General features: G+C 52.0%; 10 protein-coding genes. 9 read left to right on the top strand and 1 reads right to left on the bottom strand.

The features are described 5' to 3' along the window. The first annotated feature begins 8 nt into the window (after nucleotides 1–8). Nucleotides 9–497, top strand: coding sequence for a retropepsin-like aspartic protease (locus tag R6242_RS06115; RefSeq protein WP_318425061.1), 489 nt, complete (start codon nucleotides 9–11; stop codon nucleotides 495–497). A gap of 5 nt (nucleotides 498–502) precedes the next feature. Here the strand turns inward: R6242_RS06115 and R6242_RS06110 are convergent, their stop codons facing one another. Beyond that, nucleotides 503–2404 (bottom strand): B12-binding domain-containing radical SAM protein, encoded by a 1902-nt coding sequence (locus R6242_RS06110; protein ID WP_318425059.1) that lies wholly within the window; start codon nucleotides 2402–2404, stop codon nucleotides 503–505. A 331-nt stretch (nucleotides 2405–2735) separates the two neighbouring features. On the opposite strand from R6242_RS06110, the gene R6242_RS06105 reads away from it, so the two are divergent. From R6242_RS06105 to R6242_RS06070, 8 genes are all read left to right on the top strand, one after another. Continuing rightward, a complete protein-coding gene (locus R6242_RS06105) occupies nucleotides 2736–3743 on the top strand; it encodes a putative 2-aminoethylphosphonate ABC transporter substrate-binding protein (protein WP_318425057.1) in 1008 nt (335 codons plus the stop codon). Nucleotides 3744–3979: 236 nt separating this feature from the next. Continuing rightward, on the top strand, nucleotides 3980–5095 hold the full coding sequence (locus R6242_RS06100; RefSeq protein WP_318425054.1) for a putative 2-aminoethylphosphonate ABC transporter ATP-binding protein: 1116 nt from the start codon (nucleotides 3980–3982) through the stop codon (nucleotides 5093–5095). Further along, on the top strand, nucleotides 5092–6759 hold the full coding sequence (locus R6242_RS06095) for a putative 2-aminoethylphosphonate ABC transporter permease subunit (RefSeq protein ID WP_318425051.1): 1668 nt from the start codon (nucleotides 5092–5094) through the stop codon (nucleotides 6757–6759). The genes R6242_RS06100 and R6242_RS06095 overlap by 4 nt, the downstream gene beginning before the upstream one ends. Nucleotides 6760–7173: 414 nt before the next feature. Continuing rightward, nucleotides 7174–8259: a 2-aminoethylphosphonate--pyruvate transaminase gene (locus R6242_RS06090; protein ID WP_318425049.1), complete on the top strand. Its 1086-nt coding sequence runs from the start codon at nucleotides 7174–7176 to the stop codon at nucleotides 8257–8259. Nucleotides 8260–8390: 131 nt separating this feature from the next. Further along, nucleotides 8391–9224 carry a phosphonoacetaldehyde hydrolase gene (gene phnX / locus R6242_RS06085; protein WP_318425046.1) on the top strand — a complete coding sequence of 278 codons (834 nt, stop codon included), beginning with the start codon at nucleotides 8391–8393 and terminating at the stop codon, nucleotides 9222–9224. Beyond that, nucleotides 9221–10621: an FAD-dependent oxidoreductase gene (locus R6242_RS06080; protein ID WP_318425043.1), complete on the top strand. Its 1401-nt coding sequence runs from the start codon at nucleotides 9221–9223 to the stop codon at nucleotides 10619–10621. The genes phnX and R6242_RS06080 overlap by 4 nt, the downstream gene beginning before the upstream one ends. 105 nt (nucleotides 10622–10726) lie before the next feature. Then, the gene (locus tag R6242_RS06075; RefSeq protein ID WP_318425039.1) at nucleotides 10727–11380 is read left to right on the top strand and encodes an HAD family hydrolase; all 654 of its coding nucleotides are present in this window, start codon (nucleotides 10727–10729) and stop codon (nucleotides 11378–11380) included. 555 nt (nucleotides 11381–11935) lie between these two features. Further along, on the top strand, nucleotides 11936–15469 hold the full coding sequence (locus tag R6242_RS06070) for a hypothetical protein (RefSeq protein ID WP_318425036.1): 3534 nt from the start codon (nucleotides 11936–11938) through the stop codon (nucleotides 15467–15469). Nucleotides 15470–15495 lie beyond the last annotated feature (26 nt).

The raw sequence follows: 15495 nt of genomic DNA, 5'->3' as shown, positions 1-15495 counted from the left end.
GGAGTGGTATGCGTTCTACGTTTTCTATTGTGATGGTATGGCTGGTGGTGGCGGCGGGAATTTACTGGGGTTTTAATGTTTTTTTAGCGCATCAATATAATCCAAATACGCGTATAGCATTGAGTGCTGGCCAAGGGCAGACCTTAGTTTTAAAGCGTTCTAAAGACGGGCATTTTCGCCTCAATGGCAGTATTAATGGCCAACCTGTAGTGATGCTGATCGATACAGGCGCCACCACTATCGCGCTGAATGCGGCTTTGGCGCAGCGTTTGAATTTAGAGCGCGGCGAGCCGATGCTAAGCCAAACAGCCAATGGCGAAGTGGAAGGCTATGCATCTCGCTTATCCCAACTGCAGTTTGGCCCCTTTGAGTTTGAAAACGCCAGCGTTGGCGTCGTGCCTAATATGAGCGATGAAGTCTTATTAGGCATGAATATTCTTAAGCGCTTTGATATTACGCTGAAGAATGAGCAGATGATTTTGCGGGTAAGCGAGTAAAACGGCTAGCCCTTAGCCGCTAGCGCTTTAGCAATTTTATTTCTTGGCACGGTGGTGCGTGGCACTTTTCCGCTAAACCATACCCGCACATCGTCATCCAGACCAATGCCGTGCATATAGTTGTACAGCGCTTTATTCAGCGCTACGCCAAGGACATCGTGGTCTACGCCGGTGGGGTCAATAAAGCCCACATCGTTTTTGGCGAAGGTGACTTCCGGCAGCGGCAGCAGCTCAATGCCGTATTCTTCGGGGTGTTGGCCGACAGGCGAGTGCACAGTGCAGGCAAAGCGGTGGAAAAAGCCGGATTGAATGCAGCCCTCGGCAAACAGCTGACGCACGTATTCCAGCGCATCCACGGTATCTTGCACGGTTTGGGTCGGGAAGCCATACATCAGGTAAGCGTGGACTAAGATGCCGGCATCGGTAAAGGCCCGCGTCACTCTGGCTACTTGATCGATGGATACACCTTTTTTCATTAAGGTAAGCAATCGATCCGAGGCGACTTCTAGCCCGCCAGAAATCGCAATACAGCCGCTATCTGCCAGAGACTGACACAGCTCGGGGCTGAAGGATTTTTCAAAGCGGATATTACCCCACCAAGAAATCGCCAGATTGCGCTTTTGTAATTCTGCTGCCAGTGTTTTTAGTGCTTTAGGCGGGGCGGCTTCGTCAACAAAGTGAAAGCCGGTTTGGCCGGTCTCTAGAATGATTTCTTCGATACGATCAACCAAGGTGGCGGCGGATGCGCCGTCGTAGCGCGAGATGTAATCAAGGCTAACATCGCAAAAGCTGCATTTTTTCCAGTAGCAGCCGTGCGCCACCGTCAGCTTATTCCAGCGCCCATCTGACCACAGCCGGTGCATGGGGTTGAGCATATCTAATAAAGATAAATAGCGATCAATTGGCAAGCCATCCCACGTGGGGGTGCCGACTTCGGCAAAGGCGATGTCTGGCTCGACAAAGTTAATATATTTGACCACCCCATCGTTTCTAACAAAGGTGCGCACCAAGCGTTGCTGGCTGCGCTTGGCATAAAGATGATCGAGCAGCGCCAGTAGCGGGCGCTCGCCATCGTCCAGCGTCACATAATCAAAATAATCAAATACGCGCGGGTCGGACATCTCGCGCAGCTCGGTATTCACAAAGCCGCCGCCTAGCGCCAGCACGATATCAGGGTGATGCTGTTTAATCGCCTGAGCAATTCTAAAGGCTGCATACACCGCGCCGGGGAAGGGCACCGAAACCAGTACGATGGTAGGAGCGTGCTTTTTAACCGATGCCAGCGTTAATTCTAGCAGCGTGGCATCGACTAGATTGAGTGGCTCGCCCAGCGCCTTAGCCAGCGGATCAAAGGTGGGTTGGCTGGATGCTAGGGATTCGGCATAACGCACAAATTCAAAACGTGGATCAACCGCATCGCGTAATACATCCGAAATATCATTCAGATACAGCGTAGCCAAATGCCGCGCCCGATCTTGCATGCCCAGCGCACCAAAAGCCCAAGCCAGCGGATCGCCGCCTTCGTCGTCCACATATACATCTAAGGATTCAAAGCGGGAACCCTCAGGCAAAAATTGGCGCGAGCAAATGCGGTGGCCCACCGTGGAGTCTCTGCCCTGCAAAAAGGCAATGGCGGGGCTGATGGTGGCAAGGTAAAGATCAAACTGCTCATAAAAAGCTTGCACCTGAAAGCTGCGCTGACGCGCTGGCATGGCTTCGATACAGCTTTTAACCTCGAGCAAACCTTGCTTAGAAAATAGCCTGAGCACCAGCGCCAGCGCCAAATCCTCCTGCACGGCATCCACATCACGCGAGCGCAAAAAACCCGTGATATAGGCGGTAGAAGGGTAGGGTGTGTTGAGCTGCGTCATCGGAGGGATAACAGACAGCACGCGGGGCGTAGACATAGCAAAATCCAGAAAAATACGCGGCAGGGCAGAGCCTGCCGCTAAACGCGCATTGTAACTCAGAGCTGCTTTGTTGGCTTGTGGGGGGGGCGCACCAAAATCAACGTGCCAAAGGCACTGAAAAATGACTGCTGCGTAACATCCCTTAAAATTACTCAAGCCCTATGGCGCCATACGATTTGCTTACGCCCTATCGCACATTGGGTGCAGCAAACAGCGCCTCACTCCCTCGTCATTGAATATTCGTCTAGACGTCATGCTAGTGTAATGTAACTTTCTTAGAATCCTTCACGTTCCCCAGCTACTTTACCGTTCGTGAAAGGATTGAATAATGACCCGTATTGCCGTATTGCTTTCCGTGCTGCTTGCCGGACATGCTTTTGCAGAGACTTCTCTGACTGTTTATACCGCATTAGAAGCCGATCAACTTAAGTCTTATCAGGCTCAATTTGAAGAGCAAAACCCAGGTATTAAGCTGAAATGGGTACGTGATTCAACCGGTATTATCACGGCTAAATTGCTGGCAGAAAAAAGTGCACCGGTTGCCGATGCGGTGCTAGGTGTGGCGGCGACCAGCCTGCTGGTGTTAGAAAAAGAAGGTATGTTGCATGGATATGCGGCTAAAGGCGTAGAAAAATTATCTAAGCAATACGTTGATGATGCCAATCCACCTGCTTGGGTAGGGATGGATGTATGGGGCGCAACGCTTTGTTTTAATACCGCAGAAGCCGCCAAGCTGGGCTTAAAAAAACCGGAAAGCTGGAAAGATTTATTAAAGCCTGAGTACAAAGGCAAGATCGTGATGCCTAATCCGGCTTCAAGCGGTACGGGTTATTTTGATGTAACGGCGTGGCTGAAAATGTTTGGTGAGAAAGACGGCTGGGCTTATATGGATAAGCTGCACGAAAACATGGCGCAGTACACGCATTCTGGCTCTAAGCCTTGCAAACAAGCCGCCGCTGGCGAATTCCCGATTGGCATTTCTTTTGAATACCGTGCAGCCAAGCTTAAAGACGGCGGCGCGCCGCTGGATCTGATCTTTCCTAAGGAAGGCTTGGGTTGGGATGTAGAAGCCACCGCCATTATGAAAGGCACTAAAAACCTTGATGCGGCTAAAAAGCTAGCGGATTGGTCTGCTTCCAAAAGCGCGAATGAGCTGTATGAGAAAAACTTTGCCGTGGTGGCCTATCCTGGGGTCGCCAAGCCTAACGCGCATATCCCTGCCAACTACGAGCAGCTGTTGATTAAGCAAGATCTGCGCTGGTCGGCAGCTAATCGCGACAAAATCCTCGCCGAATGGACGCGTCGTTACGATGCTAAATCGGAAGCAAAAAAATAAGATTTAATCCCTCTGTAGGGGCACGGCATGCCGTGCCCCTAGCAGCCTGTCAGACTTAGGACTGTCCTACTGCAAAAACGTCGGGTTCGGCCATATTTCGCGCATTTTTTCGTTAAATAGCCAGCTATTCGCCTCAAAAACGCACAAAATCTGTCTCGAACCGAGCGTTTTTTCGCTACGGACGCCTAAGTCTGACAGGCTCCTAGATTTTTTTGCAATCGCATTAGGCAAGATCAATGAATAGAAATACAGATATAAACCCCGTGCAAAGCGCTGATTATTTAACGATTGAAGGTTTGGTTAAATATTTTGGCGCGTTTACCGCGTTAAAGCAGATCTCGCTTTCGGTAAAAAAAGGGGAGTTGCTGTGCTTGCTTGGCCCTTCTGGCTGCGGCAAAACCACTTTGCTGCGCCTGATTGCAGGCCTTGAAGCGGCCGATGCGGGGGAAATGTGGGTAGAGGGTAAAGACATTACTCGCCTGCCTGCGGCCAAGCGTGATTACGGCATTGTGTTTCAGTCTTATGCTTTATTTCCTAATTTAAACGTGGCTGAGAATATCGCTTATGGGCTGAATGGTCGGAGCAGCGATAAGGCGGCACGCGTCAGCAGCTTGTTGGAGTTGATTGGCCTTTCAGGCATAGAAAAAAAATATCCGGCGCAATTATCGGGTGGCCAGCAGCAGCGGGTGGCTTTGGCGCGCGCACTGGCTACTTCACCTGGGTTGTTATTGCTGGATGAGCCACTGTCTGCGCTGGATGCGCGGGTGCGTGAGCATTTGCGTAAAGAAATTCGCAGCCTGCAACAACGTCTCGGCATTACCACCATTATGGTGACGCACGATCAAGATGAAGCGCTCACCATGGCCGATCGGATTGTGGTGATGAACCACGGCGTGATCGAGCAAATTGGCACGCCTGAAGAAATTTACAGCCATCCGCAAAGCCGCTTTGTGGCAGATTTTGTAGGTAAATCCAACTGGCTGCCCGCCACGGTGCTGGGCAATCAGTGCCTTGCTGTAGGCGGGGCGGAGCTCTATGCCTTGCATCTGCCGCCGCATCCGGTGGGCTCGGTTTTAGAATTATTTATTCGCCCTGAAGCCGTGCGTTTGCACTCGGTTTGGGATTCGGTGCTATTGCGTGAGCCCAATACGGCGCTAGCGGATGTAAGCAAAATTGAATTACTTGGCGGCTTTTATCGCGTTAGCCTGTGGGTGCCGCAATGGAACACCTCGCTGATTGCCGATCTAAGCCGCGATCAAATGGCGGTACTGCAGTTATCGATTGAGCAACGCATCCCCGTGACTTTGCCGCATAAAGAACTGCGCGTTTTTGCCGCAGGAGCCACGCAATGAGCCTTGGTATAAAGCTGGATCTGCCAGAAAGAATGGCGGGGGGCATCAGCTATTTGATTGCTGCGTTGCTATTGCTAGGCGTGGCTGGCCCCTTATTGGCGATTCTTGGCAAAGCCATGCTATCGCAAACGGGCGAGTGGATTTGGCTGGCTAATTTTATTGAAATCACCGCCGTTGCCAGCTTTTGGCCAGCGGTGATCAATAGCCTGTGGGTGTCGATTGCAACCACCCTGATTGTGCTGCCGCTGGCGTATTTATTTGCCGCAGCTTTAACGCGCAGCCGCATGCCGGGTAAGGGCTTGTTTCGCTATCTGGCTTTGATTCCGCTGCTTGCGCCTTCGCTTTTACCTGGGATTTCGCTGGTTTATTTATTTGGTAATCAGGGCTTATTAAAAAGCTGGCTGCCGCTGGGCGTAAGCATTTATGGCCCGCTTGGCATTGTGCTGGGTGAGGCGTTTTACACCTTTCCCCATGCCTTAATGATTTTGCTGACTGCCTTGGCGATTGCCGATGCGCGGCTGTATGAAGCGGCTACATCCTTGGGGGCAGGGCGGATCAGGCAATGGTTTACGGTGACCTTGCCTGCCGTGCGCTATGGCTTGATTTCGGCAGGCTTTGTGGTGTTCACCTTGGTGATGACTGATTTTGGCGTGCCAAAGCTGATTGGTGGCCAATTTAATGTGTTGGCGGTAGAGGCGTATAAGCAAGTCATCGGCCAGCAAAACTTCCCCAAGGGGGCGGTGATCGGCTTGCTACTGCTCTTGCCCGCCGTGTTGTCGTTTATGGTTGATTATCTGGTGCAGCAAAAGGCCTTGCTCACTTCGCGCGCTCAGCCCCTCGTGCCCAAACCTGCCGCCCTGCGTGATGCCTTGGCTTTGCTCTGGTGCTGTGGCGTTGCAACGTGGTTGCTGGTGATGTTGGGCGTGGCGGTGGCGGCATCGCTGATTACGCTGTGGCCCTACAATATGAACTTAACGCTGGCGCATTTTGATTTCGAACAAATGGACGGCGGTGGCTGGTTGGCTTATTTCAATAGCCTAAAACTCGCGTTTTGGACGGCGGTTTGTGGCGTAATCACGGTGTTTACCGGTGCTTATTTAAACGAAAAACTCCGCTCAGCGCCAATGGCACAGGCCGTATTGCGGGTGCTAGCGATGTTGCCGATGGCCGTGCCGGGCTTGGTGCTGGGTTTGGGCTATGTGTTTTTCTTTAATGCGCCAAGCAATCCCTTGCATGGGCTGTACGGCACGATGAGCATCTTAGTGCTGTGCACGGTCACGCATTTTTATACCACGGCGCATCTCACGGCCAGCACCGCGCTTAAGCAAATGGACAGCGAATTTGAAGCGGTAGCCGCATCACTCAAAGTGCCGTTCTGGAAAACACTCCGCCGCGTCACCGTGCCGGTTTGCCTGCCTGCCATTTTAGATATCGCCCGCTATTACTTTGTGTCGGCCATGACTACGGTATCGGCAGTGATTTTTCTCTATACGCCAGACACCGTGCTCTCATCGCTTGCGGTGTTAAATATGGACGACGCAGGCGACACCGCCGCCGCCGCAGCCATGGCCACCCTCATCGTCATGACCTCGGCCTTGGTGTGCTTATTATTTGTGCTGGCATCGGCGCTATTAGGCAAACGCTCGCAAGCTTGGCGCGGGTGATGACATCTTGATCGTTTTGATACCGTGCGAAACCTTGGATCACAGAGAGCACAGAGGTCACGGAGGAGGGCAAGAGAAACGTGAGTTAAGTCGGTCAAAAAAAGCAGATAAGTAGGTAACTGTAAGTTTTCTTGCCATTTAGGCCTATTTAAAAAACGTCATCCCCTAGTGTCTTTATCGGGGATCCAGTAGTGCAGCTGGATTCCCGCCTGCCCGAGAATGACGATCTAGATTGGCATCATATTGGAAAACTTACGTCGAAGTGCCTATTCGTTTTTTGATTAGATTTTCTCTGTGAACCTCTGCGCTTCTCAGTGTTCTCTGTGGTTCAAGATTTAAGGCTCTCAAAAACAACACCGAGCATCAAGCTCATTTTTTTGTATTTAAAAATTCATCTAGATGACTGGAGTAACTATGCGTGAAGCCGTTTTATTAACCCCCGGCCCTTTGACCACCACGCTGGCTACCAAGACCGCCATGCTGACAGACTGGGGCTCTTGGGATGCTCGCTTTAATCAGCTTACGGCCAGCATTTGTCATGATTTATTACAAATTGCCGAAGTAGGAGCGGATTACTGCTGCGTGCCTTTGCAAGGCTCAGGCACTTTTGCGGTTGAAGCCGCGATTGGCAGCTTGGTGCCGCGTGATCGAGAACTACTGGTGTTGGTGAACGGCGCTTACGGCCAAAGAATGGCCAAAATGGCGCAGGTGATGGGGTTAAAAGTACAGGTATTGGCCGTTACCGATGGCATCCCAGTGAGTGCGGCAGCGGTGAAAGAAGCTTTAGCGGCTAATCCAGCCATTTCACACGTGGGCATGATCCACTGCGAAACCGCCACAGGGCTGCTCAACCCCGTGGCCGAAGTGGCTAGCGTGGTGCAGGCGGCGGGGCGCGGGCTGATCTTAGATTCGATGTCGGCATTTGGGGCGCTATCCATAGCAGGGCTGGCGTTTGATGCCCTGATCTCCTCGGCCAATAAATGCCTTGAAGGCGTGCCGGGCATGGGTTTTGTGATTGTTAAAAAAACGGCATTGCAGGTGGGGCGCAGCCCATCGCTATCGCTGGATTTGTGCGATCAATATGAATATATGCAAAAAACCGGTCAATGGCGCTTTACCCCGCCCACGCATGTGGTCGCCGCGTTTCGTGCCGCGCTGGATCAGTATTTGGCCGAGGGCGGCCAGCTTGCCCGCCTTGCCCGCTATCAGGCCAATGGTGATCTGCTGGCGGCTGGCATGGCCAAACTCGGCATAAAGCCATTTTTAGTCCCGCCACTCCAAGCGCCAATCATCTACACCTTTTATGCGCCAGCGCATCCTGAGTACAAGTTTCAGCGCTTTTACCAAGCGGTATGCCAGCGTGGATTTTTGCTCTATCCAGGCAAACTCACCGAAGTGGAAACCTTTCGAGTGGGCTGCATCGGCGCTATCGATCAAGCCGAAATTAGCCAAGCGATTGCCGCGATTGGCGATGCTTTGCTTGAGCTGGGTTGGTTGTAAACAGCTTGCATATTTAAGCGATGCCGCGTGGGCAGAAAATCCTGCCCACCCTAAGTGGAGTTGTAGGGGGGGGCACCTGTGCCCACGCGGGCGACGCGCTATCCACCCCATCTATATAAAGGAATCAAATCATGAACTATCGTTACTCCCGCGCATACTGTGGCCCCATTCAAGCGGTGATTTTTGATTGGGCGGGTACGGTGCTTGATTTTGGCTCGTTTGCACCGACACAGGTGTTGATTGAGGCCTTTGCTGGCTTTGGCATTGCGGTGTCTTTGGCCGAGGCGCGTGTGCCTATGGGCCGAGCGAAGTGGGATCACATTAAGGCGCTGGGCCAGCAGGCTGAGGTGGCCGCGCGCTGGCAGGCTAAATTTGGCCGAGCCATGACGGACGCCGATGTTGATGCGCTTTACGCCGCATTTATGCCTTTGCAAATCGCGAAAGTAGGTGATTATTCTCTGCCTATCAGCGGTGCTTTAGACGTGGTGGCCCAGCTGCGCAGCAAGGGCATAAAGATAGGCAGCTGCACTGGCTACCCACGCCAAGTGATGAATGCACTGCTACCCATTGCGCGTGAGCGGGGTTATGCGCCCGATTGCACGGTGGCTGCAGATGATCTAAAAGCCGGGGCGCGTCCTGGTCCTTGGATGGCTTTGCAAAATGTGCTTGAGCTGGCGGTCAGCGATGTGGCTGCCTGCGTAAAAGTGGACGATACCGCGGTGGGCATCACGGAAGGCTTGAATGCAGGCATGTGGACAGTGGGCCTTTCGGTGTCAGGCAATGAAGTAGGTTTAACTGCGGCCGAATGGAGTGATCTAAGCGCCGCTGAACAGGCCGCTAAGCGATCGATTGCCGTTGAAAAACTCGCCCAAGCAGGGGCGCATTATGTGATCGACAGCATTGCCGATCTGCTACCGGTGCTCGCTGATATCGAAGCACGCTTAGCCAAGGCAGAGCGCCCATGAGTGTGTTTCGGCCATGGTGGTTTGAGCAGGCATTAATTCAAGAAACTCCAGCGCCTGCCCAGCCATTAACTGAGCATATCCACGCCGATGTCTGCATCGTGGGGGGCGGCTACACTGGCTTGTGGACGGCGATTATGCTTAAACAAGCTCAGCCCGATTTAGCCGTGGTGCTGATTGAGCGAGATCTGTGCGGCAGCGGCGCATCAGGGCGTAATGGCGGCTGCTTGTTGACTTTGGCGACCAAATTTTTAACGCTGAAGCGCTTGTTTGGTGAGGCAGAAGCCTTGCGTATTGTTAAGGCTTCTGAAGACGCGGTCTACCAAATCGCCCAGTTTTGCCGCGAGCACGCCATTGAAGCCGAAGTGCGTATCGATGGCACGCTGTACACGGCAACCAATACTGCGCAACTTGGCAGTATGGATGGCGTGATGAACGAGCTGGCACGGCATCAGTCGCTGAGCTGGGCGGCTTTGCCTTCGCAGGAAGTACGGCTAATGGCAGGTTCCGATCAACACTTGGCGGGGGCTTTTTCGCCCGTAGGGGGTAGCGTGCAGCCTGGGCTTTTGGTGCGAGGATTGGCCCGAGTGGCGCGGGCGATGGGCGTGACGATTTATGAATCCACCCCCATGACGCGGTTGATCGAGAGCGAGCAGCCGCAGGTGCAAACCCCGCACGGTAGTATCCGCGCCAAAAGCGTGGTGCTGGCGCTGAATGCCTCAATGGCGACGATGTTCCCCGCCCTATCGCGCAGTATTGCCGTAGTGTCGTCCGATATGATTATCACCGAGCCTTGCCCCGATTTACTGAAGCGCACGGGTTTAACACGCGGCGTAGCGGTGTGTGATTCGCGCATCTTTGTCAATTATTATCGTAGCACCGTGGATGGCCGCCTCATGCTGGGTAAGGGCGGCAATACCTTTGCCTATGGCAATCGCATGCTGCGCTCTTTTGATCGGCCAAGCCGCTATCAAGCATCACTCAAACAAACCTTGGGGCGGTTTTTTCCCGCCTTGCAAGACGTGCCCATTGCGGCGTCGTGGAATGGTCCATCTGATCGATCGGTAACGGGGCTGCCTTTTTTTGGCAAGCTAAACCAGCATTCGCGCATCTTTTATGGCTTTGGTTATTCTGGTAATGGCGTGGGGCCAACTTATCTAGGCGGGCAGATTTTATCTTCCTTGGTGCTGGGTTTAGATAACGCCTGGACCCGCAGCTCCTTAGTCAGTGGGCCTAAGGGTTATTTCCCGCCTGAGCCTATCCGCTGGTTAGGTGCGCATATGGTCAGAAACGCTATCCGCCGCAAAGAAAACGCTGAAGATCACGACCAAACCGCCAGCTATTTAGATTGCAAATTGGCAGGCTTTGCGGCGGCGGCAGGCAAGGCGGATAAAGGCTAGAAAGTCATGCTATGCAAAACATCTTTTGTAGGTGGGTGAAACCCGCGAGCAATGCCGAATAAACACGCGGGTTTTACCCGCCCTACAACGAGTGAAGGAAGCCCTATGGCACTCGCCATTTTTGATTTAGACGACACCTTGATTGACGGCGATAGTGCCAGCTTGTTTTTACAGTTTTTAGTGGATGAGGGCGTGGCAGAGCACAGCATGCTGGCACAAGAAGCGGCCTTGATGCGCGCCTATCACCAAGGCGTGTTGCGGATGGAAGACTATATGTTGTTCACATTGCAAGCCTTGCGTGGGCGCAGTGTGGATAAGGTGGCTGCTTGGGTGGCAGTGTTTATTGAGCGCTGCATTGCACCGTGCGTATTTAGCCAAGCGAGTGCCACGCTGGCTAAGCATCGCGCCGCAGGCGATAGAATTGTGATTGTTTCTGCAACGGGTGAGCATATCGTTGGGCCGATTGCTCACTATCTTGCCATAGATGACTATTTGGCGATCAATCTGGTCGTAAAAAACCAGCAATACACTGGTGAAGTGCAGGACGTTTTGACTTATCAGCAGGGTAAAGTTTTGCGTTTGCAAGAGTGGCTGCATGGGCAAGATGAAACCCTGCAGGGGAGTTATGGATATAGCGATTCAGGCAACGATATCCCGCTGCTTTCTGCCGTTAGTCTGGCTTACGTGGTGAATCCCGACCAGCGGTTAAAGCAATATGCAAGTCGGCAAGGCTGGAGATGTTTGAGTTGGAAAAACTAAAAATTAGCTCGCACTTACAATAAAAGCGCATTTTATCGGGAAATTTTTATGTGATTTCTACGCATTAATTGCAGTAAGAAAACCATAAAAAATAATGTTATTTCATCGTTTTTAAATGAATTTTATATGTATTTTGTAAGGCTGTTTTTAATGCTTGGCATTTGTGATTATGCATATCTATATCTTAGTGAGGTGTTTCGGCTTAGCGCTGCCGCTAAGGGTTCATTAACGTAGTCAGTAGTATGTAATTTGATGAAGTTGATTTGCAAACAAGGCGTTGTGTCGCTGCTCACGTTTAAATTACTTGGGTGAGAAATGCTGATTAGTGGTGAACGCAAGTCAAAAATACAAGCGCAAAATCTATATTCAATTGTTATTTTCCTTACATGGCATTTAGGGTGCAAGCACCTTATGATCTTGACATAAAGTTACTTAAGCTTTTGCCGATACATCATTGGTAGTCCAAATGGGTCATTTTGGCGGTTGTTGGGTAGGCCGATTTTTGAAGTCATGCATCGGTGTTGTGTATTAAGAACTAGTTAAGGAATATATAAAATGAGCTTCGTTACGGGTCTGACAACAAGTCAAATTGCTGCACTTACCACCCAGCAAATTGCTGGCTTTAATACAGCAATTATAGCGGAGCTCAGCACCAGCCAATTTATGGCGCTGACTACATCCCAAGTGGCGGTACTTAGCACTGCCCAGATACGTGCCTTAACCAGTGATCAAACTGTCGCCCTAACTACGGATCAAGCTGCAACGTTGTCGTCCAGCCAAATCGCCGCACTTTCCACCAGCAGCATCGCGGCGCTGGAAACCACTGATCTACAAGTGTTAAAAACCAGCGGTATTGCGGCATTAAGCACCGCGCAATCCAAAGCTTTTACCACCGCCCAAGTCGCCACTTTGACTACCGATCAAGTGGTTGCTCTGAGTACCAGCGTGGTTGCCAGTGGTTTAGGCACCGATCAAGTTGCAGCCCTCACCACCGCCCAAGCGGCAGTGCTGAGCTCTCGCCAAGTGGCCGCGCTTAGTACCAGCAATATCGCCGCCCTAGAAACTCGTGATCTAGCGGTGATCAGTACCAGTGCGATTGCCATCCTCTCTAGTGCACAAGTCAAAGCTTTAAGCACAGATCAAGTGACGAACCTTACCACCGATCAAGCCGTGAACTTAAGCACGGGCGCTTTGGCGGGTTTAACCACCGATCAAGCGGTTGCACTGAATAGCAACCAAGCTGCGGTCTTGACTTCACGTCAAGTGGCCGCCTTAAGCACCAGCAATATTGCGGCCTTAGAAACCCGTGATTTAGTCGTGATTAGCACCAGTGCCATTGCGGTCTTGTCTAGCGCCCAAGTTAAAGCGCTGACGACTGATCAAGTGACCAATCTGACCACCGATCAAGCGATCAACTTAAGCACCAGCGCTTTGGCGGGCTTGACTACAGATCAAGCGGTTGCACTGAATAGCAACCAAGCTGCGGTCTTGACTTCACGTCAAGTGGCTGCGCTCAGCACCAGCAATATCGCCGCCCTTGAAACCCGTGATGTAGCTGTGCTGAGTACCAACTCGATTGCTGCCTTGTCGACCAGCCAAGTGCGCGTCTTAACCAGCGATCAAACTGTAGCGCTCACCACAGATCAAGCTGCAACACTCTCCTCTAGCCAAATTGCGGCCCTCTCTACCAGCAGTATCGCGGCACTAGAAACCACCGATCTACAAGTGTTAAAAACCAGTGGCATTGCTGCATTAAGCACCGCGCAATCTAAGGCTTTTACTACGGCCCAAGTGGCCGCATTAACCACAGATCAAGTGGTGGTTTTGAGCACCAGCGTGGTTGCCAGTGGTTTAGGCACGGATCAAGTCGCGGCACTGACCACAGCTCAAGCCGCAGTGCTGAGCTCTCGCCAAGTAGCCGCGCTCAGCACCAGCAATATTGCAGCGCTAGAAACCCGTGATCTAGCGGTGATCAGTACCAGCGCAATTGCGGTGCTATCTAGCGCGCAAGTGAAAGCCTTCACTACAGATCAAGTTACCAACCTCACTACCGATCAAGCAATCAACTTAAGCACGGGTGCCTTGGCGGGTTTAACCACCGACCAAGCCGTTGCGCTGAATAGTAATCAAGCTGCAGTCTTGACCACACGTCAAGTGGCCGCGCTCAGTACCAGTAATATCGCAGCATTAGAAACCCGTGACTTAGCGGTGATCAGTACCAGTGCCATTGCTATCCTCTCTAGCGCGCAAGTCAAAGCTTTAAGCACAGATCAAGTGACGAACCTTACCACCGATCAAGCAGTCAACTTAAGCACGGGCGCTTTGGCGGGCTTGACTACTGATCAAGCGGTTGCACTGAATAGCAACCAAGCTGCGGTCTTGACTTCACGTCAAGTGGCTGCTTTAAGCACCAGCAATATTGCGGCCTTAGAAACCCGTGATTTAGTCGTGATTAGCACCAGTGCCATTGCGGTCTTGTCTAGCGCCCAAGTTAAAGCGCTGACGACTAATCAAGTGACCAATCTGACCACCGATCAAGCGATCAACTTAAGCACCGGTTCCTTGGCGGGCTTGACTACAGATCAAGCGGTTGCACTGAATAGCAATCAAGCTGCGGTCTTGACTTCACGTCAAGTGGCTGCGCTCAGCACCAGCAATATCGCCGCCCTTGAAACCCGTGATGTAGCTGTGCTGAGTACCAACTCGATTGCTGCTTTGTCGACTAGCCAAGTGCGCGTCTTGACCAGCGATCAAACGGTCGCGCTGACCACGGATCAAGCTGCAACGTTGTCGTCCAGCCAGATTGCTGCACTTTCTACCAGCAGCATTGCGGCATTGGAAACTACCGACTTACAAGTATTAAGAACCAGCGGTATTGCCGTATTGAGCACCGCGCAAGTGAGCGCTTTTAATACTACGCAAATTAGCAATTTAACCACAGATCAAGTGGTGGCCTTAAGTACCAGTGCGGTTGCAAATGGTTTGACGACGGAGCAAGTGGTCGCTCTAACGACCGCTCAAGTTGCGGTACTGAGCTCTCGTCAAGTTGCCGTCTTATCTACTAATAATGTGGCCGCTTTGGAAACCCGTGATTTGGCGGTGCTGACAACCTTGCCTACTTCGATATTGTCGAGCAGTCAAGTTAAGGCACTGACCACAGATCAAGTGGCTAACCTCACTACCGATCAGACAGTTAACCTAAGTAGTAGTGCTTTGCTTGGGCTGCGTACAGATCAAGTGGCGGCCTTAACCACTGCGCAAGCCGCCGTTTTAACCACGCGCCAAATAGCGGCCTTTAGTACCAGTGATATCGCCGCCCTAGAAACCCGTGATTTAGTGGTGATTAGCACTAGCGCCATTGCCGTCTTGTCCAGTGCGCAAGTTAAGGCCCTGACCACGGATCAAGTAAACAACTTGACCACCGATCAAGCCGTCAACCTCAGCACTGCTTCCTTGGTAGGCTTAACTACTGATCAAGCGGTAGCGCTGAACACCGCCCAAGCTGCGGTATTAACTTCACGCCAAGTGGCCGCGCTCAGCACCAGCAATATCGCCGCGCTTGAAACCCGTGATGTAGCCGTCTTGAGCACCAGCTCGATTGCCGCCTTGTCGACCAGCCAAGTGCGCGTATTAACTAGCGATCAAACTGTTGCTCTGACTACAGATCAAGCTGCAACGTTGTCATCCAGCCAAATCGCCGCACTCTCTACTCTCAGTATTGCGGCGTTGGAAACCACTGATCTGCAAGTGTTAAAAACCAGCGGTATTGCAGCATTGAGCACCGCGCAATCCAAAGCCTTTACCACCGCCCAAGTCGCTAATTTGACGACGGATCAAGTGGTGGCACTGAGCACCAGCGTGGTGGCCAGTGGTTTAGGTACCGATCAAGTTGCGGCACTGACCACAGCTCAAGCTGCGGTATTGACTTCACGTCAAGTGGCCGCACTCAGCACCAGCAATATCGCAGCACTAGAAACCCGTGATCTAGCGGTGATTAGCACCAGTGCCATTGCTGTTCTCTCTAGTGCGCAGGTCAACTTCCGAAACTGGACGCGTGATCTCTCTTGTCGTTACCGTGACCACGATTAGTGGCGATCTAGTGCCCAAAGATCACG

The organism is Iodobacter sp. CM08 (assembly GCF_033446605.1).
Taxonomy (GTDB): Bacteria; Pseudomonadota; Gammaproteobacteria; order Burkholderiales; family Chitinibacteraceae; genus Iodobacter.
Note: the sequence above shows the minus strand (reverse complement) of the source record. Positions and strands in the feature narration are given on the sequence as shown.